23 protein-coding genes are annotated in these 22,672 nt (G+C 71.7%); 21 read left to right on the forward strand and 2 right to left on the reverse strand.

Annotated elements, in window-relative coordinates; genetic code table 11:
• Positions 1-228: 228 nt before the first annotated feature.
• Positions 229-645, reverse strand: coding sequence for a pyridoxamine 5'-phosphate oxidase family protein (locus tag AC07DF_RS14460; protein ID WP_478970456.1), 417 nt, complete (start codon positions 643-645; stop codon positions 229-231).
• Between the two features lie 123 nt (positions 646-768).
• Here AC07DF_RS14460 and clpB point away from each other — a divergent pair, with 123 nt between their 5' ends.
• The 4 genes from clpB (at position 769) to AC07DF_RS14480 (ending at position 5,855) form a co-directional block, all read left to right on the forward strand.
• Positions 769-3,366 (forward strand): ATP-dependent chaperone ClpB, encoded by a 2,598-nt coding sequence (gene clpB / locus AC07DF_RS14465; protein ID WP_478970458.1) that lies wholly within the window; start codon positions 769-771, stop codon positions 3,364-3,366.
• 554 nt (positions 3,367-3,920) lie between these two features.
• Entirely contained in the window at positions 3,921-4,448 is a 528-nt protein-coding gene (locus AC07DF_RS14470; protein ID WP_478970460.1) for a hypothetical protein, read from the forward strand.
• 45 nt (positions 4,449-4,493) lie between these two features.
• Positions 4,494-5,180: a hypothetical protein gene (locus tag AC07DF_RS14475; protein WP_478970464.1), complete on the forward strand. Its 687-nt coding sequence runs from the start codon at positions 4,494-4,496 to the stop codon at positions 5,178-5,180.
• Between the two features lie 147 nt (positions 5,181-5,327).
• On the forward strand, positions 5,328-5,855 hold the full coding sequence (locus AC07DF_RS14480) for a YbjN domain-containing protein (RefSeq protein ID WP_478970466.1): 528 nt from the start codon (positions 5,328-5,330) through the stop codon (positions 5,853-5,855).
• Between the two features lie 94 nt (positions 5,856-5,949).
• Here AC07DF_RS14480 and AC07DF_RS14485 read toward each other — a convergent pair whose 3' ends face one another.
• Positions 5,950-6,954 (reverse strand): helix-turn-helix transcriptional regulator, encoded by a 1,005-nt coding sequence (locus AC07DF_RS14485; RefSeq protein WP_478970468.1) that lies wholly within the window; start codon positions 6,952-6,954, stop codon positions 5,950-5,952.
• A 301-nt stretch (positions 6,955-7,255) separates the two neighbouring features.
• Here AC07DF_RS14485 and AC07DF_RS14490 point away from each other — a divergent pair, with 301 nt between their 5' ends.
• The 17 genes from AC07DF_RS14490 (at position 7,256) to AC07DF_RS14570 (ending at position 22,589) form a co-directional block, all read left to right on the forward strand.
• Positions 7,256-7,612 carry a hypothetical protein gene (locus tag AC07DF_RS14490; RefSeq protein ID WP_478970470.1) on the forward strand — a complete coding sequence of 119 codons (357 nt, stop codon included), beginning with the start codon at positions 7,256-7,258 and terminating at the stop codon, positions 7,610-7,612.
• A gap of 49 nt (positions 7,613-7,661) precedes the next feature.
• Positions 7,662-8,642 (forward strand): LLM class flavin-dependent oxidoreductase, encoded by a 981-nt coding sequence (locus tag AC07DF_RS14495; RefSeq protein WP_478970472.1) that lies wholly within the window; start codon positions 7,662-7,664, stop codon positions 8,640-8,642.
• A gap of 98 nt (positions 8,643-8,740) precedes the next feature.
• Positions 8,741-9,775 carry a daptide biosynthesis RiPP recognition protein gene (gene mpaB, locus AC07DF_RS14500; protein ID WP_478970474.1) on the forward strand — a complete coding sequence of 345 codons (1,035 nt, stop codon included), beginning with the start codon at positions 8,741-8,743 and terminating at the stop codon, positions 9,773-9,775.
• 23 nt (positions 9,776-9,798) lie between these two features.
• Entirely contained in the window at positions 9,799-10,617 is an 819-nt protein-coding gene (mpaM, locus tag AC07DF_RS14505; protein ID WP_478970476.1) for a daptide-type RiPP biosynthesis methyltransferase, read from the forward strand.
• Positions 10,614-11,879, forward strand: coding sequence for a daptide-type RiPP biosynthesis aminotransferase (mpaD, locus tag AC07DF_RS14510; RefSeq protein ID WP_478970478.1), 1,266 nt, complete (start codon positions 10,614-10,616; stop codon positions 11,877-11,879). The genes mpaM and mpaD overlap by 4 nt, the downstream gene beginning before the upstream one ends.
• A gap of 4 nt (positions 11,880-11,883) precedes the next feature.
• Entirely contained in the window at positions 11,884-13,083 is a 1,200-nt protein-coding gene (gene mpaC / locus AC07DF_RS14515; RefSeq protein ID WP_478970480.1) for a daptide-type RiPP biosynthesis dehydogenase, read from the forward strand.
• A 74-nt stretch (positions 13,084-13,157) separates the two neighbouring features.
• Positions 13,158-13,313 carry a daptide-type RiPP gene (locus AC07DF_RS14520; RefSeq protein ID WP_478970482.1) on the forward strand — a complete coding sequence of 52 codons (156 nt, stop codon included), beginning with the start codon at positions 13,158-13,160 and terminating at the stop codon, positions 13,311-13,313.
• 177 nt (positions 13,314-13,490) lie between these two features.
• A complete protein-coding gene (locus tag AC07DF_RS14525; RefSeq protein WP_478970484.1) occupies positions 13,491-13,649 on the forward strand; it encodes a daptide-type RiPP in 159 nt (52 codons plus the stop codon).
• Between the two features lie 48 nt (positions 13,650-13,697).
• Positions 13,698-13,856 carry a daptide-type RiPP gene (locus AC07DF_RS14530; protein ID WP_478970486.1) on the forward strand — a complete coding sequence of 53 codons (159 nt, stop codon included), beginning with the start codon at positions 13,698-13,700 and terminating at the stop codon, positions 13,854-13,856.
• 70 nt (positions 13,857-13,926) lie between these two features.
• Positions 13,927-14,088 (forward strand): daptide-type RiPP, encoded by a 162-nt coding sequence (locus AC07DF_RS14535; protein WP_478970488.1) that lies wholly within the window; start codon positions 13,927-13,929, stop codon positions 14,086-14,088.
• A 183-nt stretch (positions 14,089-14,271) separates the two neighbouring features.
• Positions 14,272-15,912 carry a daptide biosynthesis intramembrane metalloprotease gene (gene mpaP / locus AC07DF_RS14540; RefSeq protein ID WP_478970490.1) on the forward strand — a complete coding sequence of 547 codons (1,641 nt, stop codon included), beginning with the start codon at positions 14,272-14,274 and terminating at the stop codon, positions 15,910-15,912.
• A 13-nt stretch (positions 15,913-15,925) separates the two neighbouring features.
• Positions 15,926-18,436 (forward strand): class III lanthionine synthetase LanKC, encoded by a 2,511-nt coding sequence (gene lanKC, locus AC07DF_RS14545; protein WP_478970492.1) that lies wholly within the window; start codon positions 15,926-15,928, stop codon positions 18,434-18,436.
• Entirely contained in the window at positions 18,433-19,776 is a 1,344-nt protein-coding gene (locus AC07DF_RS14550) for a YcaO-like family protein (RefSeq protein WP_478970494.1), read from the forward strand. The genes lanKC and AC07DF_RS14550 overlap by 4 nt, the downstream gene beginning before the upstream one ends.
• Before the next feature lie 72 nt (positions 19,777-19,848).
• Positions 19,849-20,733: an ABC transporter ATP-binding protein gene (locus AC07DF_RS14555; protein ID WP_478970496.1), complete on the forward strand. Its 885-nt coding sequence runs from the start codon at positions 19,849-19,851 to the stop codon at positions 20,731-20,733.
• Positions 20,730-21,992: an ABC transporter permease gene (locus AC07DF_RS14560; protein ID WP_478970498.1), complete on the forward strand. Its 1,263-nt coding sequence runs from the start codon at positions 20,730-20,732 to the stop codon at positions 21,990-21,992. The genes AC07DF_RS14555 and AC07DF_RS14560 overlap by 4 nt, the downstream gene beginning before the upstream one ends.
• Before the next feature lie 78 nt (positions 21,993-22,070).
• Positions 22,071-22,250 (forward strand): hypothetical protein, encoded by a 180-nt coding sequence (locus tag AC07DF_RS14565; protein ID WP_478970500.1) that lies wholly within the window; start codon positions 22,071-22,073, stop codon positions 22,248-22,250.
• 96 nt (positions 22,251-22,346) lie between these two features.
• Positions 22,347-22,589, forward strand: a complete 243-nt coding sequence (locus tag AC07DF_RS14570; protein WP_478970502.1) for a hypothetical protein — start codon at positions 22,347-22,349, stop codon at positions 22,587-22,589.
• Positions 22,590-22,672 lie beyond the last annotated feature (83 nt).

A 22,672-nucleotide genomic window follows, 5' to 3' on the forward strand; every position in this document is an offset into this window, starting at 1 on the left:
GCCAAGTTCCCTTCCCGAGGGACCCTCTTTCCCACCCCCCTCGTTCCCCAAGTCGGTTCCCCTTTCTGAAGAGCGCGTTAGGGTGTTTCCCCCTGCAGCGGCGTCACCGTGACCTGAACACGGTGACGCCGCTGCAGTTTTGGGGGACATTTCCTGGAATCGGCCAGGTCACGCCGTGGCCGGAAGCAGGCGATCACCGGTGTGGATTTTCACTCCGCTCAACCCCGCTCACCCTCGCCCCATCGCCCGCGTCAGCTCGATCTCGATGACCACGCGCGCAGGGTTGGGTGACGGGGTCCGGCCGTAGCGCTCCGCGTAGCGGCGTTCCGCCTCCGCGACCCGCTCGGGCTCGCCGTGGACGAAGGCCCGGCCCTCGAGCGTCGCCCACCGCTTGCCCTCCAGCTGGCAGACGGCGACGGCCGCCCCCTTCTCCCCGGCGGCCAGTACGTGGCGCACCTTGGCGCTCGCCTTGTTCGCGATCACCCGAGCCAGACGGGCCTCGGGATCGTATGTGACTCCGACGGGTACCACGTGCGGAGTGCCGTCCGGGCGGGGAGTCGTCAGGGTGCAGACGTGCCGTTCCCGCCAGAAGGCGAGATACGGCTGGTCGGGGGCACCCGGATCGACGGAGTACTTGGTGGCCATGACCCGGAACATAACCTTCGCGTGCTCCCGGATCCGGCCTTGAGTGGAATAGACTCAACTTTATGTACGCTGATTGAGTCAGTGCGCTGATCGGGTCAGTGCCAGGAGGAGGAGAACGCGAACGTGGACGCCGAGCTGACCAACAGGAGCCGGGACGCGATCAACGCGGCCAGCAACCGGGCCGTGACCGAGGGGCACCCCGACCTCACCCCCGCCCATCTGCTGCTCTCGCTGCTCCAGGGGCAGGACAACGAGAACATCACCGATCTGCTCGCGGCCGTCGACGCCGACCAGGCGGCCGTACGCGCCGGAGCCGAGCGTGTACTCGCCGGGCTGCCCAGCGTGACCGGCTCCACCGTGGCGCCTCCCCAGCCCAACCGCGAGATGCTCGCAGTCGTCGCCGACGCGCAGGCCCGCGCCAAGGAGCTCGGGGACGAGTACCTCTCCACGGAGCACCTCCTCGTCGGTATCGCGGCGAAGGGCGGCGCGGCCGGCGAGGTGCTCTCCCAGCAGGGCGCCGACGCCAAGAAGCTCCAGGCGGCCTTCCAGAAGGCGCGGGGGCAGCGCCGGGTGACCACGGCCGACCCCGAGGGCCAGTACAAGGCCCTGGAGAAGTTCGGCACCGACTTCACCGCCGCCGCCCGCGAAGGCAAGCTGGACCCGGTCATCGGGCGGGACCAGGAGATCCGGCGGGTCGTGCAGGTGCTGTCCCGGCGGACCAAGAACAACCCCGTGCTGATCGGCGAGCCCGGTGTCGGCAAGACCGCCGTCGTCGAGGGGCTCGCCCAGCGGATCGTGAAGGGCGATGTGCCCGAGTCGCTGAAGGACAAGCGGCTGGTCGCGCTCGACCTGGGCGCGATGGTCGCCGGGGCGAAGTACCGGGGCGAGTTCGAGGAGCGGCTGAAGACCGTCCTGGCCGAGATCAAGGACTCCGACGGGCAGATCATCACCTTCATCGACGAGCTGCACACCGTCGTCGGGGCGGGCGCGGGCGGCGACTCCGCCATGGACGCCGGGAACATGCTGAAGCCCATGCTGGCGCGCGGTGAGCTGCGCATGGTGGGTGCCACGACCCTCGACGAGTACCGGGAGCGCATCGAGAAGGACCCCGCCCTGGAGCGGCGCTTCCAGCAGGTGCTGGTCGCCGAGCCGACCGTCGAGGACTCCATCGCGATCCTGCGCGGGCTCAAGGGCCGCTACGAGGCCCATCACAAGGTGCAGATCGCGGACAGCGCGCTGGTCGCGGCCGCATCGCTCTCCGACCGGTACATCACCTCCCGCTTCCTGCCCGACAAGGCCATCGACCTGGTCGACGAGGCCGCCTCGCGGCTGCGCATGGAGATCGACTCGTCCCCCGTCGAGATCGACGAACTCCAGCGCGCCGTCGACCGGTTGAAGATGGAGGAGCTGGCGATCGGCAAGGAGACCGACGCGGCCTCCCGCGAGCGCCTGGAGAAGCTGCGCCGCGACCTCGCCGACAAGGAGGAGGAGCTGCGCGGCCTCACCGCCCGCTGGGAGAAGGAGAAGCAGTCCCTCAACCGCGTCGGCGAGCTGAAGGAACGCCTCGACGAGATCCGCGGCCAGGCCGAACGCGCCCAGCGCGACGGCGACTTCGACACCGCCTCCAAGCTGCTCTACGGCGAGATCCCCGCCCTGGAGAAGGAGCTGGAGGCCGCCTCCGAGGCCGAGGAAGAGGTTGCGAAGGACACCATGGTCAAGGAGGAGGTCGGCTCCGACGACATCGCCGACGTCGTCGCCTCCTGGACCGGCATCCCGGCCGGGCGCCTGCTGGAGGGCGAGACGCAGAAGCTGCTGCGCATGGAGGACGAGCTCGGCAAGCGCCTCATCGGGCAGACCGAGGCCGTGCGTGCGGTGTCCGACGCCGTACGACGCTCCCGCGCCGGCATCGCCGACCCCGACCGGCCCACCGGCTCCTTCCTCTTCCTGGGCCCGACGGGTGTGGGCAAGACCGAACTGGCCAAGGCGCTCGCCGACTTCCTCTTCGACGACGAGCGGGCGATGGTCCGCATCGACATGTCGGAGTACAGCGAGAAGCACAGCGTGGCCCGGCTGGTCGGCGCCCCGCCCGGATACGTCGGCTACGAGGAGGGCGGCCAGCTCACCGAGTCGGTGCGCCGCCGCCCGTACTCCGTCGTCCTGCTGGACGAGGTGGAGAAGGCCCACCCCGAGGTCTTCGACATCCTGCTCCAGGTCCTGGACGACGGCCGGCTCACCGACGGCCAGGGCCGCACGGTCGACTTCCGCAACACGATCCTCGTGTTGACGTCAAACCTGGGCAGCCAGTTCCTGGTCGACCCGATCACCAGCGAGGAGGAGAAGAGGGAGCAGGTCCTCGAGGTGGTGCGGACCTCCTTCAAGCCGGAGTTCCTGAACCGCCTGGACGACCTGGTCGTCTTCGCCGCGCTGACCAAGCCCGAGCTGGAGCGGATCGCGAAGCTCCAGCTCGACCGTCTGGCCAAGCGCCTCGCCGAGCGGCGGCTCACCCTGGACATCACGCCCGAGGCCCTGGCGTGGCTCGCCGAGGAGGGCATGGACCCGGCGTACGGTGCCCGCCCGCTGCGCCGCCTCGTCCAGTCCGCGATCGGTGACCGCCTCGCCAAGGAGATCCTCTCCGGCGAGATCAAGGACGGTGACACGGTCCGGGTGGACCGCTTCGAGGAGGGCCTGATCGTGGGCCCGGCGACGGGCAAGACGCTCTGAGGCTGCTCACGCCCCGACGACGGCCCGCCCCACACATGGGGGGCGGGCCGTCGCATGCCGTGATGAGGTGAACCGGCCGGGCGTACGAGGCATTGGGCGGCATTCGGCCAACTCTGGCCGCATCCGCACGCTGCGTTCCTTCCGCTTCACGGCGGCTTCACACTTCCCCTGCAGGGATCGAACGTCTTTTCGCATTCGCCCGTCGATTCCGCTCGTGAAAGCGGTATCGGCCACGTGCCCGCGGATCTCTGTCGGGGTGTTGCCCCTGTGTCTAGAGTGACCGGGCTGCCAGTGAAGTGGACCTGACCAGTCCTGCCTGGTGCGTTGACCATTCACGGGGGATTCACGGGGGAATTCAGCCATGCACGTCATTCCGCGCGCCTGCACGCCGCCACCCGTCCGCTGACGGGCATCTCATCGCGGCACGGCACGGCACGGCACGGCACACGCCGACGCCGGCACGGGTGACCAGCCCTTCGACGGCCCCCCTGCTCTGCCTCGCTCCGCTCCGCACTGGCCTCACGCGTACCCACTCCAGCCCAGAAGGAATGCCCATGCGCAAGATCCTGACCGCAGCCGGTCTCACGTCGTCCGCCCTCGCGATCGGCGTGCTGTTCGCCGGCCCGGCGGCCGCCTGGACGGCCTCGTCCCAGTTCGACGTCGTCTTCCCCGGCCAGAAGCCGCAGACGACCTACTACGTCGAGAACACCGGTGCGAACACGATGTCCAACGGCAACATGACCGGGAAGTCGGTCGTCTACTGGCAGCTCGGCGTCGACCAGGTCATCGACGGCTCGACGCGGTTCACCAGCTTCAAGATCACGACGCGGGTCGAGTCGCGCCTCGGCACCTCCGGGACCGACGAGGTCAGGTCCAAGAAGACCTGCGACATGACCGAGGTCGTCAACAACCACTACTCGTGGTTCTACGACGCGCCTGAGAACATCTGCGTCGCTCCGTCCGTCACGTACGACGGTGAGCTGTGGTGGTCGTCGGACGCCACGGTCGTCTACGACATCGAGGGCGACGGCAAGGGCGCCATCACCCAGGAGCTCGACGGCACCCGGCTGGTCCACGGCTGACCTGCGGAAATCCGTCAGCCACCACGACATCCCGGAGAGACAGACGTGATACGCAGATCGTTGACGGCTGCCCTCGTGGCCACGGCCTCGGCCACCGTGCTCGTGCTCACCAGCGGCACCGTGGTGCAGGCGGCCGAGGAGCCCACCGCCGAGCCGTCGGTCACCGCCACGCCGGCGGACCAGGCACCGGCGAACCCCGTGATCGCCGAGTACGACGGGCGGAAGATCAACCTCGCCGATTCGTGGGAGGGCGCCGACAGCTGTACCGAGCTGCCCAGCGGTGAGGTGCACTGCTACGACTCGGACACCGAGGCGCTGGCCGACCCCGAGCTGCCCGCCGAGATCCGCGAGGAGACGCTGAAGGCCGCCGCCGCCGCTCCCGCCGGGCCCAGCGCGGCCGCCGCGCCGCCCGCCCGCTGCATCGCCGACTACTGGTGCCTCTATATGAAGGTCGGCTACAAGGGCAGGCTCCTGCGGCTGTACTCCGACGGGGCGAAGGACCTCAACGAGTGGGGCTGCCGGGACAAGCTGAGCGCCGTCTACTACTGGGTCGGCCGCTACTCGGTGAACTACGGCGACGCGAAGATCACCGACCTGCGCTCCTGGCCCGTCGAGGACCGGGTCCGGCGGCTCGACCCGCCGGGCGGCTGGTCGAACTTCACCAACCTCGACTACCCGGGCGGCGGGCACTGGAACAACAAGGTCGACATCTTCGAGGTTCGTCGCGCCTGACAGCCGTGTGAAGACTCCGGTGGGTACCCGGTGCTTCCCTCGCCCGGCCGGATCCTGTCAGCCGAGGGCTGATGGGGCCGGTCGGGCTTGCCACCCCCCTCCCCGCATGGGGGAGGATGGCGGAATCCGTACGAAGGGAAATTCACGGTGACCATCGACCCGTCCTCGATTCCTAACTTCGGGGGCCAGCCCGAGCCGCAGTCCGGCGGCCCGGCCGGCCCCGTCGTCCCGGATCAGGACCTCGTGAAGCAGCTCCTCGACCAGATGGAGCTCAAGTACGTCGTCGACGACGAGGGAGACCTCGCGGCGCCGTGGGAGCAGTTCCGCACCTACTTCATGTTCCGGGGTGAGGGAGACCAGCAGGTCTTCTCCGTGCGGACGTTCTACGACCGGCCCCACGAGATCGAGGCGAAGCCGCAGATCCTGGAGTCCATCGACGACTGGAACCGCCGCACCCTGTGGCCCAAGGTCTACAGCCACACCCACGACGACGGCACGGTCCGCCTGATCGGCGAGGCCCAGATGCTGATCGGCATGGGTGTCAGCCTGGAGCACTTCGTCTCCTCGACGGTCAGCTGGGTGCGCGCCGCGATCGAGTTCGACAAGTGGCTCATCGAGCAGCTCGGTCTCGAGGAAGAGATCAACGAGGCGGAGAAGCCCGAGGACGAAGAGTAGGCCCACCGAGGCCACGCCCCAGCGGCGCGTCGGCGCGTACGAGCAGGTACGTGCTGTACGCGCCGTTTGCCTTTTCTCAGCTCAGCCCGCCCTTCTAGCTCAGCCAGCCCTTCTCGTGAGCGAGCAGCGCGGCCTCCACCCGGTTCGCGGCGCCCAGGCGGCGCATGATCGTGGCCAGGTGCTTGCGGTAGGTGCGCACGGACACCCCGAGGCGGCGCGCCGCGGTCTCGTCCTTGTCGGCCTCTCTGAGCATGGCGAGGATCTCGCGTTCGATGTCGGACGGCATGTCCGCGTCCTCGCCGGGGAGTTCCTCCGCGGCCTCCCACATGCGCTCGAAGAGCGTGACCAGCGTGGCCACCAGTCCGGGTTCACGCACCAGCAGAGCCCCCACGGAGGTGTGCGCGGGGTTGATGGGGGTCAGCGCGGCCGACCGGTCGACGATGATCACGCGCTCGATGGGGTGGTGGGAGATCCGCACCTCGGCGCCGTGCGAGACCAGCTCACGCATATAGGTGAGCGTGGTGTCGTCCTGCATGATCGCGGACCCCATGATCATGCGCATGCGCACGCCACGGCGCAGCAACCGCATGTTGATCGGGTGCGAGACGGCGATCGACTCCTCGGTCAGGATGCCGGTCGGCTCCGTGGTCAGGTCCTCGGTCCGGGCGAAGAAGGTCAGCTCGTCGATGGCTTCCCGGACCGCCTCGATCCCGTGCAGCTGCGTGATCATCTGGCCGCCGTCGGCGGCGTCCGCGCGGGACGAGGAGGGGGCGGTCAGGCGCTCCAGGAACAGGGACTCGATGACCGATTGTCGCGTGGCCTCGCTCTCCAGCTCCTCCCGCAGGTGGCGCAGCCGGCCGTCGATCAACGTGTCCACGGCCCGGGGCGGAGGGACCGGGCGGACCGCGCCCTGGGTGTTCCTGGTGGCGATCCCCAACGCCACCAGGCGGTCCAGAGCCGACTCCTCGAACGGCGTGTGCGAGTCCGGACCGGGCTCCTGGGTGCCGGACGCGGGCGCGGACGAGCCGCGTCTCAGGAGGGCGCGGTACAGCCGTTCCTCTTCCTCGTTCACGCCCAGGAAAGCGAGCGAATTGCCCATGTGTCTCCCCCTGTTGCTGATCGATCACACATGTGGTCCCTGGAATCCTTGAGCGCCCGCACTCGACTGTCAATGACGGATTATCGACATATGTCCGTTAGTTCTGGTATCGCACAGCCAATTCGGTGACAGCGAGCGGGCAGGGCGTGAGGGCCGTCGCTGCAGCTTGAGGAATCCGCGCGTGCAGCAAGCTGCGCGCAAATGGCCTCGTGGCGGCCCTCGCCAGACGGCAGAGTCGTTCTCGCAAGGAAGCACGAACAGCGCAGAACGAAACGCCGCATCGAGCATCGAGGAGACATCCGTGAACCGCGCCACGTCCCGCAGCACGCAGTCGTTCCGTCGTCGTGGACACGTCGTCGTCGGTCTGCTGACCGCGGGGATGATCGCCCTGGCCGGCCAGGGGACGGCCGTCGCCGCGGAGCAGCCGGCGGGCAGCCGGACGGTGGCGGAGTCGGTGGCGGCGGCGGAGACGGTCACGGCGCCGGCGTCCGTGGCGGCGGCGGAGACGGTCACAAGGTCGGCGTCCGTGGCGGCGGCGGAGCGCGGGACCGGGACGGCGTTCGTCCCGGGAGTCGACCCCCGCGCGTGGCTCCAGCTCATCGGCGACCTGCTGCCCGGCCCGGTCGCGCTGCCGAAGAACAACAACGACTGGAAGTAGTCAGCGGCAGCGGCCGGCCCGACATCACGACCCAGGAGACCCCGACGCCATGACCGACTACTCCGTGCTCCTCCCCTGCGTGCCCCGCCGCCTGGAGCAGGCGCTCCCTTTCGCCGGACTCGTCCGGTGGACCGGGGCGAGCCGCCTCTGGCAGGGACAGGCCATGGTGATGGAGCCCCACCAGACCTTCACCGGTCTGGCCGGGGCCGGGTTCCGGGTCCCGACCGGCTTCGGTGTCACGCTGATGCCCCTGCGCCATCCGTACGAGGCGGCTCTGCAAGCGCGGTCCGTGGCCCTGGCCACCGGGGAACCGGTGATCGCGGGCTTCGGCCCGGGAGCCAGGGCCTTCCAGGAGAACATCCTGGGAGCGCCGTACGAGAAGCCGCTGGGGGTGGCGCGGCAGTACGTGACGGCGGTGCGCCGGCTGCTCGACGGCGAGACGGTCGTCATGGACGGCCCGCACTTCACCTTCCGGGGCCAGCTGGCCCCGGCCGCGGCGCCCAGGGTCGACGTGGGTCTGGGCGTGCTGCGGCCGGGTATGGCCCGGCTGGCGGGCGAGGTGGCGGACGTCGTGATCACATGGCTGACGCCGCCTGGATACCTGCGGGACGTGATCCTGCCCGCGGTGGCCGAGGGCGCCGCGCGGGCGGGGCGGACAGCACTGCCCCGTGTCGTCGCCATGGTCCCGGCGGGACTGGAGAAGGAGGGGCGTGAGGGCGCCGGGCCCGAACGGCTGGCGCTGGCGGGCAACGCGCCGCACATGCAGGCCCCGCACTATCTGGACATGCTCAACCGGGCGGGTGTGGACGTCGGCTCGGGGCGGATCGAGGACGTGGCGCGCGGTGTCGTGGAGACCGGCGCGTTCGCGGGGGGCGATCTGCCGCAGGTGGTCAAGGCTCTCCGGGCCTACGAAGAGGTGGGAGTGGACGAGATCGTCCTGAACACCACGGCCGTGCACAAGCTCTTCGGCGCCCAGGAGTCACTCGCGGACCTGTCGGCGATCCTGCGGTCCGTGACGGCACCGCACTGACCGATCGCCTGCCGCCTGCTCGTGGCTGACCGCCCGAACCCGATTCCCTGCTGCCCGAACGCAGAGGGGGAAGCAGACCAGTAAAGGACCTATCTGGCATGGACATGACAGCTCGTGGACGTCTGAAGCAGCACCTCATCTCCTGGGCCACCGCCGCCCCGCTCGCCGGGCCCGTCGGCGCCGGCGTCGGCACGCTCGTCCTGGCCGACGCGGCGCACATCCCCGCCGTCACGGCCGCCGGGCTCGTCGGCCCCCGCACCCTCCTGCTGGCACCCGGCGACGGCACCGGCGACCTCGGCCCCGCCGTCGGCTACCAGGGCAGCCTCACGGAGCCCGGCGACGAGTTCTCCAACGGCCAGGACTTCTTCCTGCAGACTCACGCCTACGCCGCCAGCCCCTTCATGACCGTCTTCGGCCCCACCGTCATACGCGTCTTCGACCGGCACGACTTCGACGCGTTCCTCGCCGACGCCGACCGGGCGCTCGCCGAGGGCGTCTTCCCCGAGTTCCTCATCACCTCCTCGGTACTGCTGGCCGACCCCGCCGCCCTGAGCGGTGCTCACAACCCGGCGGACGGACCGGCCCTGCGCCTCTACGCCGACCGGAACGGGCAGCTGTCCACCAGCCCCACGGGAGCGGTGCTCGGCACGGTCGACGACAGCCTCGACACCCTCACCGAACGCTTCGCCCGGACCGGATCCGGCGCCGCACTGGACGCGGCACTGCCGGCCGAGACACGGGCCGAGGCCCTGCGCGGACGCCCCTTCCTGGCCCGCTACCTCGAAGCCGTCGGCGCGCTGCGCAGCCTCATGGCGCGCGGAGCCACCGGCCTGCGGGTCTCCGGTTTCGGCTCCCGGCTGACGCCCGGGCTCGCCGAGTCCGGCGCCGACGCCGACCTGGCGGATCCGACCCTGCCGATCGTGCTGTACGGGGACGAAGACCGGGGCGGGGAGGCGTACATCGTGGCCGGCAGCCGCCTGTTCGCCGTCGACCGGCGCGCCGCACAGGCCCTGGAGTGCCTGCTCGCGACCTCCGGAGAGGCGGGCGGCCTCGTCCCCGCCGCCGAGACGGACCAGCTGGCCGAGCTGTTCGCCCGTCACGACCTGCCGCTGCGCGTCCCGGCGGCCGCGTGATGAGCGCCCCGGCCATGCCCCTGATGACGACCGAAGACACCGCGACGGGCGAAGCACGCACCCTCGCCGCCCGCCGGATCGCCGAGCTCGGCGGCAGGGCCCGTGTCTGCGGGCTGTACGACGCCCTCGGCGCCCCGCTCTACCACGACCTCGCCACTTACGACGACCCGGAGACCCGGGCCCTGCTGACCGCCGTGCGGACGACGCCCGGCCCCGTGCTCGACCTCGCGGCCGGCTCGGGACGGTTCACCCTGCCGCTGCTCACCACCGGTCGGCACGTCACCGCCCTGGACCTGTCCACCGACATGCTGGCGCTGCTGCGGACCGCACTGGACCGGGCCCCGGCGTCGATGCGAGAGCGCTGCACCGTGGTGCGGGGCGACATGTCCCGCTTCGAACTCGGACAGAAGTTCCCGCACATCCTGCTCGGCACCACCTCGCTCTCGCTCCTGGACGAGGACGGCCGCGCGGGCCTGTACCGCGGCGTCCTCGCGCACCTGGCCGAAGGCGGCCGGTTCCTGCTGACCGTCCTGGAGCGGGGCGAGTGCGACAGCCCCGACGAGACGGCCGTACGGGTCACCGGAGCCGGCGGCACCGTCTACGAGCTGTACGAGCACTGGCCCCCCGGCGCCGAAAGCCGCACGGTCACCCTGCTCCCCGCCGACCCGCCGCAGGACGACAGCCCCGTCACGGTCTGCACGGACCGCGTGGCCGTCCTCGACCTGCCGCGCCTGGAGGAAGAGCTCACCGCGTCCGGCCTGACCATCACCTCCCGCCAGCTCCTCTCCCCGCCCGGCGAGCGTCACCGCGTGACACTCCTGACCACGGAAGCCTCCCGATGACCGCGCTCTGGCCCTACCTCATACCGCCCTCCAGCCACGGCGACGACAGCCTCTGCGCCGTCGGCGCCGCCGGACACCGCGTCACCTTCGCGGACGGCAGCACCGCACTCGACGCCGACAGCGGGCTGTGGAACGTGAACCTCGGCTACGGCAACCCGCACATCGCCGAGGCCATCGCCGAAGCCGCCCGACACGCCTCCTACCTCGGGGCCTTCCGCTTCGAGAACAGCTACGCCCGCCGCGCCGCCGAGGACCTGCTGCGGATCTGCGGGCCCGGCCACTACGACCGGGTGCTCTTCTCCACCGGCGGCGGAGTCGCCAACGACGCGGTCATGAAACTGGCGCGGATCCACCACGCCGTACAGGGGCGGCCCGGCCGCAACCTGGTGGTCGCCCTGCGGGGCAGCTTCCACGGACTGACCTTCGGCGGTTTCGCCCTGACCGGGGAGGACCTCGGACAGCGCGTCTACGGAGTGGACCAGCGGCTCATCCGCCACGTCACCCCGAACGACACGGAGGAACTCGGCCGGCTGATGGCCGCCCTCGGCGGCCAGGTCGCCGCGGTCGTGGTGGAACCCGTCGTCGGCACCGGCACCCTCCCGCTCGACGAGCCGTTCGTGGCCGAACTGGGCCGCCTGCGCGACGAGTACGGCTTCCTCCTGGTCGCCGACGAGGTCGCCACCGGCTTCGGCCGCACCGGAAGCTGGTTCGCCTCCGAGAGCTGGCCGGGCCTGCCCGACGTACTCGTCACCTCCAAGGGCCTGACCAACGGGGCCTGCCCCGCCGCCGCCCTGGTGATGTCCCACCGGGTGACCCGGGCCCTCGTCGAGCACGACACGATGTTCGCCCACGCCGAGACCCAGGGCGCGACCGCCCTCGCCTGCGCCGCCATCAGCGCCACGATCTCCGAGATGGAGCGCCTCGACGCGGTCACGGCGGGCCGCAACGTCGCCGCCTGGCTCCAGCAGGGGCTCGCGGAACTGGTCGAGCGGCACCCCCTCGCCACGCACACCACCGGCGTCGGCTGCTTCCGCACCCTGCACCTGACCCACCCCGACGGCCGAGCCCTGGCCGGAGCGGACGTCGCCGAGCTCATCACCCGGATCCGCCGCGCGGGCGCCATCGTCCACCCCGGTCCCTCCGGCATCCAGCTCGTGCCCTCCCTGACCTACAGCCGCGCCGAGGTCGCCGAGCTCATGACCTGCGTCGAGGAGGGACTCACCAGCCTGCTGCCGGCGACCTCCCTGGCCGCGAGGAGCTGACCCCATGCCCGTCTCTCTCGACACCTACGACCGGATTCCCGTGCTGCTGCGGGAACTGAGCCCCACCGGCGTGACCGTCCTGGCCGACCCGGCCGTGGCCGACCACGCCGTCACCCGGAAGATCCTCGCCGAGATCGCCCACGCCGGGTTCACGCCCGAGCGGACGGTCACCCCGGCGGACGGAGGGATGCCGGCCGTCGAGGCCTTCGCCTCCCGGTTCTCTCCCGGTGAGCTGGTCGTCGGCGTCGGCGGGGGCAGCACCCTCGACTTCGCGAAACTCTCGGCCGCCGTCGGCCGCCGGCCCGACCTCCTGCGCTACCTGACCTCCGGGCAGCGCAGCGGACTGGTGGCGCTCCCGCTCCCGTGGGGGGAGCACGCCGAGGTCCTCGCGGTCCCCACCACCCTGGGCACCGGCAGCGAGGCGGGACCCGTGGCCTGCTTCCCCCACGATGACGGCAAACGCATCGCGATGGGGGAGTGCCTGCGCCCCCGTGCCGCCCTCTGGGTGCCCGAGGCCACCGAGACCCTCCCGGGGCCGCTCGTCATGGACGGCGTGCTCGAAGCGCTCTTCAGGACGGTCATCCCGTACAGCAGCGACACCCTCGACCTCGCCGAACAGGACGCCGCCGTCGAGGAGCTGGCGGGCCGGCTGCTCACGGTCGGCGACGAACTGGCCCGGCACATCGCCGCCGGTCTGACGGCCCCCGCACCCGGGAGGCTGCGGGCCGCCCGGCTCAGCGCCGAGAGCCAGCGCGGAGCCATCAACGTCGGCCGCAACCCGTACGCGGTGAAGTGCTGGGCCCTCGCCAACGAGCTCTCCACCACGCTGGGTCTGGCCAAGATGCGCGCGGTCGGCGCCCTGTGGCCGGTCGTGTGGCGGCAGGCCCTGCGGGGAGACACCCGCTTCGGCAGCGCCGACCGCGTCCAGCGGTTGTGGAAGCGCCTGCGGGAGCAGGCCCCGTGGCTCGCGCCGCGGCCCGACGACGGTCTCGAACAGCTGATGCTGCGCTGGCGGATCGACCGCACCGTGCACCTCGCCCCGCACCTGCGCCACCACATCGCCCTGCGCAGCGTGCGCGCCTGGGGCGCCGGACTTCCCACCCTCGCCGGGTTGAGCGCCGACGACATCGCCGCGCTCCTCGCCGAGGCCACCGAGCCGACCGCCTCCGTGGCCGGCTCCCCCGAACCCCTCCCGGCGGCCTGAGCGCCTGACCCGGAGGAGCACCCGCACCACCGCACCAACCGGCATCACCGAACCGACAACGCAAGGAGAACACCATGGCGTACAACAACCCGGTCGAGCAGGAGCTGCAGGAGCTCGGCACCGAGCTGGAGATGCAGGAGCTGGAGACCCTGGAGGCCCCGGGCTGGGCCACCAGCGCCGGCGTCAGCGTCGGTATCTCGATCGTCTCCGTCGCCTGGAGCCTCACCTGATCGAGCCGGCTCCCGCCGGTCCGATCCGCCGCACCGTGCCCCGCGCACGGCCGGACACCCCCGACGGCTGCCGCCCGGCTCCCCGTGAGCCGCGCGGCAGCCGGGGGCCCCGGATCCGCACCACCACATCCCGTCGCACCGTCCGACTCCGTCGCACAGCCGAGAGAGGCAACTGACATGAGCGAGAACCTGGGCACCGTCGAGAACGTCGAGAGCGCCGAGTTCGTCGAGCTGGAGATGCAGGAGCTGGAGGCCCTGGAGGCTCCGGGCTGGGGCACCTTCAGCGTCGCGTTCTCCACCGGCGTCTCGGTCGGCGTCTCGGTCACCCTGACCTGATCAGCCCGTAGAAACCCCCAAGAAGAACTTCGCAGAGAGGTAACCGGCATGAGCGAGAACCTGGGCACCGTCGAGAACGTCGAGAACGCCGAGTTCGTCGAGCTGGAGATGCAGGAGCTCGAGGCCCTGGAGGCCCCGGGCTGGGGCACCATCAGCGTCGCCTTCTCCACCGGCGTCTCGGTCGGCGTCTCCGTCACCCTGACCTGATCAGCCCGGCGGCCGGCACCGGCCGCACCACTCACACCACCCCGTACAACGCCACAGAGAGGCAACCGACATGAGCGAGAACCTGGGCACCGTCGAGAACATCGAGAACGCCGAGCTCGGCGAGCTGGAGATGCAGGAGCTCGAGGCCCTGGAGGCCCCCGGCTTCTGGACCGGCGTCTCCGTCGGCACGGCCATCAGCGCATCCGTCGCCACCTCCATCACCCTCACCTGAGAGCGACACCGGCGAGCGCACTGACGCGACGGGAGACGGAGTAGCCGGCCTCCCCTCCGCGAGCTGGAGCCCCCTCGGGCGACACCGAGGATCTGCGGTGGTCCGGCCGGCCCGTCCGGCCGGACCCCCGCAAGGGTGCACCGCGCTCTCCCACTCCCCGCAGCCGTCCCGTTAGGAAACTCCATGAGCGCTGTCACGAGTCCACCGCCGCCCACCATCCCGGCCCATGCGCGGCGTCCCCGCCTCGCCCCGAGCGCCGAGGTCCACTCGCCGGCCGACGGCCAGGGCGACTGGGTCCTCCAGCACGGCGCCCGCTACGTACGGATCAACGAAAAGGTCGCGGATCTCGTCCAGGAGCTGGACGGGGAGCGCGACCACGAGGCCCTCGCCGCCCGGCTGGGCGGTGCCTGGAGCACCGAGCGGGTGGGCAGCGCGATCTCGCGGCTCGACTCCCTGAAGCTGCTCGACGACGGCGAGACCCCGGCACCCGCCGTCGCCCCCCGCTTCCAGATCGTCCCGCCGATGACGCTCCAGCTCACGCTGCTGCGGCCGGGACGCACGATGCAGGCCCTGGGCCCGCTGTTCGCCCGTGTCTTCTCCCGGGGTGCGGTGGCGGCCGGGATGCTCTGTGTCCTGCTCGGTGTCGTCGCCCTCGTCGCCCAGCGGGACGCGGTCGCGGTGACGCTGAACAGCCCCCTGTCCGCGGGCTCGTTCGCCGGAGTGCTCTTCGCTCTGCTGCTCGGCGTGTCCATCCACGAGCTGGGCCACGCCGCCGTGCTCATCCGCTACGGGGGCCGCCCCTCACGCATCGGCGTCATGCTCTTCTACCTGATGCCGGCGTTCTTCTGCGACGTCTCGGACGCCTGGCGCCTCCCGGCCCGCCGGCAGCGCGTCCACACGGCGCTCGCCGGGCCCGCGGTCCAGACGTCCCTGGCCGCCGCCTCGGCCCTCGCTGCCTGGCCCCTCGCGGACGGCACCCTCAGGACCTGCCTGCTCTTCTTCGCGGTCACCAGCTACGGAACGGCCCTGCTCAACCTGACGCCGTTCATCAAGCTCGACGGCTACATCGCCCTCATGAGCCATGTGGACGTCCCCTACCTCCGCGACCGCGCCATGGCCGACGCCCGCCGGACGCTCGCCCGGTTCCTGTTCGGCGGCACCTACCAGCGCGAACTGCCCACCCGCTGGACCATCGCCTACGGCTTCGCCTGCCTCGCCTTCCCCGCGTACTTCCTGAGCGCCGCCCTCCACACCTGGCTCGGCACCCTCCAGCGGGTCGGCTGGGTGGGACTCCTGCTGGCCGCCTCCGGAATCTCCTACCTCGGATGGATACTGATCCGCGGCGCCCTCCGGCTCTCCGCCGAGGTGAAGGCCGCCGGCGTCCGCCCGGTCCGGGTCGGAGCCGTCTGCACCCTGCTGGCCGCTCTCGCGTGCGCCGCCCTGTTCCTGCCGGCCCGTCAGACGGCGGCCGCGGCCTACGTCACCGACACCGCCGGCACCCGCCTCGTCCTGCCGCAGGGCTCCGCGGCCGACCAGATACGCCCGGGGCAGCGCGTGACGCTGCGGACGAACGGCCTGGTGCTGAACGACACCGTCGCCACCGCCCGGGTGGGATCCGCCCCGTCCGGCAAGACCGAGGTCCCGGTCTCCACCTACTTCCCCGTCGACCTGGGAGGTGCCGTGGTCATGGACTCGACCGCCTACCCACTGGACCTCGACGGCATCCCCGCGCCCGCCACCGGCACCGCTGAGGTCGAGCTCGGCAGCGTGCCCCTGTGGAAGTCCCTCCACCGCACCTACGTGCTTCCGTTCCTGCCCTTCTGACCCTGGAGACACCGTGCTCGACACCCGGTTCATCAATTTCTGCCGCGCGGACTCGCTCTTCTACGACGCGCCCGCCACCGAGTCCGTCGGCGCGGACTTCCACGAGGGCCGGAACCTGCCCCAGGGCTGGACGGCCACCCGGGGACGGGAGTGGACGGTCTGCTCCCCACCCGACGCCGGCGTCCCCGACCAGGGGTGGAAGATCCACGTCGCGGCGTCCCCCGACAACGCGGCCGGACTCCTCGACACCGTCGCACCGTACTGCGTCGAGCACGGGCTGATGTACAAGTACATATCCGACCCGGAGACGCTCGCCCGCCGGGGCAGCAAGTACGGAGACCGCAGCGCCAGCGGCAAGTTCATCACCATCTACCCCGCTGACGAGACGGAGCTGAAGCAGGCCCTGGACGACCTGGAGCAGCTCGTCGGAGGCACCCGCGCTCCCTCGATCCTGAGCGATCTGCGCTGGCGGGAGGGCCCGCTGCACGTGCGGTACGGGGGCTTCGTACTGAAGACCACCCGCCTCAAGGACGGGACCCTCACCCCCGCGATCACCACCCCGGACGGCGAACTCGTCCCCGACGAGCGGCGCCCCGGGTTCCACACCCCCTCCTGGGTCACGATCCCCTCCTTCCTGCAGGAGGCACTCGCCGAACGGCGCGCCCGCACCCTCGGCGACTTCCCCTTCCGTGTCTACAAGGCCCTGCACTTCTCCAACGGCGGCGGCGTCTACCGCGCCGTCGACAAGCGCGACGGCAGCGAGGTCCTGCTCAAGGAGGCCCGCCCGTTCGCCGGCCTCGACGCGGCCGGGGACGACGCCGTCGCCCGCCTCGACCGCGAGCAGTGGGCGCTGTCCCAGCTCGCCGGACTCGCGGCCGTCCCCGCCCTGAGGGACGTACGCAAGGGAAACGAACACCACTTCCTGGCCCGCGACTTCGTCGACGGCACTCCGCTCACGGAACTCGTACGACTTCGCCACCCCTACGGCACCACCGACAACACGCCGCGGGCCCGGGCGCAGTACGCGGACTGGGCGCTGCACATCATCGACCAGGTCGCCGAGGCCGTGGCCGCCATGCACGAACGCGGTGTGGTCTTCGGCGACCTGCACCCGGGCAACATCCTCGTGTGCCCCGACGACACCGTCGCCTTCATCGACATGGAGACCGCCACCCCCGCCGAGGAGATGCGCGGGCAGGCCATGGGCTCCCTCGGCTTCCGGGCCCCCGACCACCTCCGGGGCCCCGCCGTCGACCTGTTCGCGCTCGACGTGCTCCGGCTGACCATGTTCGTCCCCATGCCGCACGTCGTGCCGTGGGGCACCCAGAAGATCCGCACCCTGATCGACGCGGCGGTTCGTGACTTCCCCCTCTCCGAGTCCTTCGCCCGGCAGATCGAGCGCGGCCTCGGCGACGATGTCCTGGGCGCGCGAACGGAGTTCGGCGTTCGCTGGCCCGCCGCCGGGGAGGAGACCGGGAACCTGATCGCGAACATCGCCGCTTCCATCGTCGAGGCGGCCACCCCCGAGCGGACCGACCGCCTCTACCCCGGCGACGTCTCGCAGTTCATCGTCGCCGACGGCGGCGTGACCTTCGCGTACGGCGCGGCCGGCGTGCTCTGGGCCCTGCACCGCGCCGGTGCCGAGGTGCCCGCCGGGCACGTCGAGTGGCTGCTCGACCAGGCCGGGCAGGTCACCGGCGACGGCCCCGGCTTCTTCACCGGCCTCGCCGGCATCGCGTACACCCTGGACGAGCTCGGCCATGCCGACGCCGCCGACGCGGTCATGGACCGTGCCTTCGCCGGATGCGACGCCAACGTGTCGACGACCCTGGCGACCGGCCTCTCCGGCCTCGGACTGACGGCACTGCACCTGGCCGCCCGGCGGGGGGACGACCAGGGCCTGCGCCAGGCGCTTCAGCTCGCCGACCGGCTGCCCGACGCCCCGGCGCCCCAGCGCATCGGACTGCTGCACGGCCGCTGCGGCAGCGCCCTGCTCCTGCTGCGCCTGTACGAACACACCGGCCGCACCGACCTGCTGGAGCGGGCCGTGGCCGAACTCCACGCGGAACTGGAGCTCATCGAGCGCACCGACTTCGACGACCGCTTCCTCAGCCCAGGCCTCGAGGGCTCCGCCGGGATCGTGCTCGTCCTGCGGGCCGTGCTCCGGCACACCCCCGGCGACGAGCGGCTGCGCACCGCGGTGAACCGGCTCGTGGAGCTGCGGCGGGGCGGCTTCGCCACCTCGTGCGGCCTGCTGCACGGACGTGCGGGCGAGATCCTCGCCCTCCAGGACGGCGGCAGCACGTCCGAGCGGGACGTCCTGGGCTTCCACCTCGAAGCCCTCGGCTGGGAGGCCATCGCCGCCGAACCCGGGCGCGTCGACTTCCTCGGCAACTACGGCTACCGCCTCTCCACGGACCTGGGCACCGGCTCGGCGGGTGTCCTCCTGGCCCTCGCCGCCCTGCGGGACGGCGCCCCGGCCCTGCCCTTCCTGGCACCCGCGGTCGTCGAGGCGCGACGGTGATCGACATCCCGACCACCCTCGCCCCCGCGTCGGGCATCGCCCTGCGCTACGCGGTGACGCCCCCGCACGACGACGATCCGCTGTGGAGCAGCGCGGTCGAACTCCAGCCGGTGGAGGGGTTCACCCGCACGGTGAGCTCCGCGGCGTCCGCGGCCTCGGCCGGGCCCTCGGGTCCGGCGGGGTCCGCCGGCCGCACCGCCACCGTCGGCCCGGGCGCCGCCCTCCTGGACCTCCCGCTGTCCGCCCGGTTCGCCGGGGCCAGTGGCACCTCCCGGGTCGACGCCCTGCTGCGGGGAGCGGGTGAGGCCGTAGAGCGTCGCGCCCTGCACCCCTCGGTCGCCCACCCCGCCCGCTCGGGCACCGCGGCAGGCCTGGACGGGACGACGCTGTACGCACACCACCCGCACCACGCCCTGTCCCACCCGGACGCCGAGGCGGCCGTCCTGTCCTGGTACGAGGCCCGCGACATGGACTCGGACGCCCCCGTCCTGGTCCCCGCGGACCTCGTCGACTGGCCCGCCGGCCGGGCCGACCTGTTCGACCCGAGCCCGTCCGGTGCGGCGGCCGGCGCGAGCCACGAGACCGCTCTCGCCGCCGCGATGACCGAGGTGACGGAACGGGACGCCCTCACCGTCGCCTGGGGCCGGCAGCTGCGCCTGCCGACGTACCTCCCCTCGCCCGCCGACACCGGGCTCCGGGCGGTGTGGGAGCGGGCACGCGCGGCGGGGCTCACCCCCGTCCTCGCCCGCATCCCCACCGCCGTACCGGGGCTCTGGTGCATGACCGCCTGCCTGATCGACCCGGAGGGCCCGGGCGCCCTGGCCACCGTCGGCATGAAGGCGGCGACCCGGCCGGCCGAAGCCGCCGCCAAGGCGTTCCAGGAGGCGTGGCAGGTACGGGCCGCCCTGCGGGCGCTGGCCGCGGAGGGCGAGATGGGACACCTCGGCCCGATCGTGACGGAGCACGACCGGCTCGCCCACATGCTGACCGGCCCCGCCTATCGGGCCGTGCGCGACTGGGTCGCGGGTTTCCAGGAGCCGAGCACGCTTCCGGCCACCCCGCCCACGCCGGACCTGGGGGCGGAGGAGATCCGGCGGGCCCTGACCGCCGACGGCGCGGGCCTCCTCGCCGTCGACCTCACCCCGCGCCTTCCACGGGCCGTCGCCGCCATGGGCTGGCACGTCGTCAAGGTGCTGGCCCCCGGCTACCAGAACCTGCGGATGGACGAGTCGCATCCGTGGAGCTGGCACCTGCCCCGGCTGGCGTCGGCGGCCGAACGGACCGGCTGCCCGGCCCGCCTGGACGACCCACGGGAAGCGGCCCCGCACCCCTTGCCCTGACCCGGCGGGTCAGCCGCCGCTCGTTCCCCCCACCCCGATCCACCGATCAACCGAGCTGAGAGAAGACACAGGATGCTGGAACTGGAAGAACTCGTACGAGACTTCGGCGATCACCGTGCCGTCGACCAGGTGTCCTTCCGGGTGTCCAGAGGCCGGTTGACCGGGTTCGTCGGCGGGAACGGCGCGGGCAAGACCACCACCATGCGCATGATCATGGGCGTACTGGCCACGAACGGCGGCGAGATCCGCTGGGACGGTGCCCCCGTCACGGCCGCCGACCGCAGGGACTTCGGCTACATGCCGGAGGAGCGGGGCCTCTACCCCAAGCAGACCGTCCTCGGCCAGCTCGTCTATCTGGCCCGGCTCCGGGGCCAGAGCAGCGCCGACGCCCGCCGTCACACCCTCGAACTGCTCGAACGCCTCGGGCTCGCCGAGAAGAGCCAGTCCCGGCTGGAGTCCCTGTCCCTGGGGAACCAGCAGCGCGTGCAGATCGCGGCCGCCCTGCTCGGCTCGCCCAAGCTGCTCGTCCTCGACGAGCCCTTCTCCGGACTCGACCCGCACGCCGTCGACACGATGGCCGAGCTGCTGCGCGAGTACGCCGCCGCCGGCATCCCGGTGCTGTTCTCCTCCCACCAGCTCGACCTGGTCGAGCGGCTCTGCGACGACCTGGTGATCATGGCCTCCGGGCACGTCGTCGGCAAGGGCACCGCGGACGAACTCCGTCACCGCGAAAGGCCCCGGTACCACCTGGTCACCGGCGCTCCCGCCGGCTGGGCCCGCGCCGTACCCGGCGTGACCGACGTCGAGGAACTCCCCGACGGAGCCCGCGTCGAGCTGGCCGCCGACGCCGATCCCGGCGCGCTCCTGACCCAGGCTCTGAGCCGGGGAGCCGTGCACGCCTTCACCCCCCTCGTTCCCAGCATCGCCGACGTCTACCGGGAGATGACCTCCGCATGAGCACCGTGACCTCGAACCCCGAACACCGGTCCGAGACGTCGCCCGGCCCGAAGGGCACGCCCACGGCTTCCGGTACCCCGTCCCGTGCGGCCACGACGGCCTCCTGGCGGATCGTCGCCGCCCGTGAGATCTCGGTGAAGCTCACCAACCGCGGCTTCCTCGTGTCGACGCTGGTCACCCTCGCCCTGATCGTGGGCGCGCTCGGACTCCAGCTCTACCTGGCCGACTCGATGGGGAAGATCACCGTCGCGGTGGCCGACCAGCAGGCCGGCCGGATCGCGGGCCAGGCCGAGCAACTGGCCGTCCGGGCGGACCAGGACGTCGAGATCACCGTCCGGCAGAAGTCGTCCGCCGATCAGGTGCGCGAGACCGTGCGGTCCGGTGAGGTCGAGGCCGGGCTGCTGTTCGAGGGCGGTCGCTGGGTCCTGCTCGGCGACACCGGGCAGAACGACATCGCCGCCACCTGGATCGGCGCCGCGGTGCAGACGAGCGCCCTCGACCGGAACGCGCAGGCCGCGGGCACCAGCCTGGGGGCCCTCAGCGAGGGGGCGGAGGTCAAGCACGTCCTGCTCTCGGCGGACAAGACGCCCGAGGGCGCGGTCCGGATGACGACGTACTTCTTCGGCTTCCTCTTCTACCTGGCCGCGGTCCTGCTCGGTGCCGCGCTCGCGACCAGCGTCGTGGAGGAGAAGCAGAACCGCATCGTCGAGCTCATCGCCAGCTCCGTGCCGCTGCGGTCCCTGCTCGTCGGCAAGATCGTCGGCTCCACACTCCTGGCGCTCGCCCAGATGGCGCTGTTCTGCCTGGTCGGCGTCGGCGGCCTGATGGTCACGGGCGAGCAGGAGTTCCTCGCCGACATCAGCTCCGGCCTGGGCTGGTTCCTCGTCTTCTACGTGGTGGGCATCGCGGTCCTGGCCTGTCTGTTCGCCGCGGCGGGCGCGCTCGCCACCCGGAGCGAGGACATCCAGTCCACCACGACTCCGGTGAACGCGATCACCGCGCTCGTGTTCATCCTCGGTGTCACCGTGTCCGGCGGTGTGCGGGAGATCCTCTCGTTCGTCCCGCTGACCTCGACCGTCACCATGCCGGCACGCGTCCTGGCAGGGGAGACCGCCTGGTGGGAGCCGGTCGCAGCGCTCGTCCTGTCCATCGCCGCCGCGGTGTTCATCGTCGGGGTGAGCGGGCGCGTGTACCGCAGGGCGCTCCTCCAGACCGACCGCAAGCTCTCGTTCCGCCAGGCCATGAAGCTGACGGACTGACCTTCCCGCACCAGCGGAACCGCCGGTCACACACGCCGGCACAGCCAGAAACCCAACCCCCCACCGGAAGGAAATCCCATGACCGCCTCCCGCTCCACCACCACCCTCGCCGCCCTGCTGGCCGTCCTCGCCGGCGCCGAGGTAGCGCTGTTCGCCAGCGACACCGCCGACGGCGTCCGCTACGGCGTCGGCGCCGCTCTCGCCGTCGCGATCCTCGTGGTGGTGGCCCGGCTCGCCAAGAGCGGCACCTCCGACTGACGGACCCTCGACCGTGTCCGTGGCCGGCCGGCCCTGCCGAGCAGGCCGGCCCCGGCCCTCACCCGCCTCTCTTCCCCTTCTTCAGCGGAGCTGTCCATGAACTCCCCCCATCAGGTGTCGATCACCGGTCCGTCCGGGGCGCCGCCAGAGACGGCAGCGATCCGTTTCGTATCCCTGCTCCCGGCCGGATGGCATGCCGAGGTAGGCGAGTTCCAGGAGAACCTCGCCCGCCTTCACCTCACGGCCCCGCCCGGAACCACCCCGTCGGAGGTCACCCGGACCGCCGCCGACATCCTGTCCCGGCCCGGCCTCATGGGCTGGCACCTGGCCGACCGGTGACACCCGGCCCGGTCCCTCCCCAGGGCTCGATCTTCACGGAAGGTTCACAAGTTTGCTAAGTTGACCGCTGCGCGCACGACTTC

The sequence above is a fragment of the Streptomyces sp. NPDC044719 genome (assembly GCF_056433405.1).

Excerpts from the sequence above, each read along its gene's own strand:
- AC07DF_RS14460 (WP_478970456.1), bottom strand. The coding sequence starts at position 645 with ATGGCCACCAAGTACTCCGTCGATCCGGGTGCCCCCGACCAGCCGTAT.
- AC07DF_RS14470 (WP_478970460.1), top strand. The coding sequence starts at position 3,921 with ATGCGCAAGATCCTGACCGCAGCCGGTCTCACGTCGTCCGCCCTCGCG.
- AC07DF_RS14485 (WP_478970468.1), bottom strand. The coding sequence starts at position 6,954 with ATGGGCAATTCGCTCGCTTTCCTGGGCGTGAACGAGGAAGAGGAACGG.
- AC07DF_RS14495 (WP_478970472.1), top strand. The coding sequence starts at position 7,662 with ATGACCGACTACTCCGTGCTCCTCCCCTGCGTGCCCCGCCGCCTGGAG.
- mpaB (WP_478970474.1), top strand. The coding sequence starts at position 8,741 with ATGGACATGACAGCTCGTGGACGTCTGAAGCAGCACCTCATCTCCTGG.
- mpaM (WP_478970476.1), top strand. The coding sequence starts at position 9,799 with ATGACGACCGAAGACACCGCGACGGGCGAAGCACGCACCCTCGCCGCC.
- mpaD (WP_478970478.1), top strand. The coding sequence starts at position 10,614 with ATGACCGCGCTCTGGCCCTACCTCATACCGCCCTCCAGCCACGGCGAC.
- mpaC (WP_478970480.1), top strand. The coding sequence starts at position 11,884 with ATGCCCGTCTCTCTCGACACCTACGACCGGATTCCCGTGCTGCTGCGG.
- AC07DF_RS14520 (WP_478970482.1), top strand. The coding sequence starts at position 13,158 with ATGGCGTACAACAACCCGGTCGAGCAGGAGCTGCAGGAGCTCGGCACC.
- AC07DF_RS14525 (WP_478970484.1), top strand. The coding sequence starts at position 13,491 with ATGAGCGAGAACCTGGGCACCGTCGAGAACGTCGAGAGCGCCGAGTTC.
- AC07DF_RS14530 (WP_478970486.1), top strand. The coding sequence starts at position 13,698 with ATGAGCGAGAACCTGGGCACCGTCGAGAACGTCGAGAACGCCGAGTTC.
- AC07DF_RS14535 (WP_478970488.1), top strand. The coding sequence starts at position 13,927 with ATGAGCGAGAACCTGGGCACCGTCGAGAACATCGAGAACGCCGAGCTC.
- mpaP (WP_478970490.1), top strand. The coding sequence starts at position 14,272 with ATGAGCGCTGTCACGAGTCCACCGCCGCCCACCATCCCGGCCCATGCG.
- AC07DF_RS14555 (WP_478970496.1), top strand. The coding sequence starts at position 19,849 with ATGCTGGAACTGGAAGAACTCGTACGAGACTTCGGCGATCACCGTGCC.
- AC07DF_RS14560 (WP_478970498.1), top strand. The coding sequence starts at position 20,730 with ATGAGCACCGTGACCTCGAACCCCGAACACCGGTCCGAGACGTCGCCC.
- AC07DF_RS14565 (WP_478970500.1), top strand. The coding sequence starts at position 22,071 with ATGACCGCCTCCCGCTCCACCACCACCCTCGCCGCCCTGCTGGCCGTC.
- AC07DF_RS14570 (WP_478970502.1), top strand. The coding sequence starts at position 22,347 with ATGAACTCCCCCCATCAGGTGTCGATCACCGGTCCGTCCGGGGCGCCG.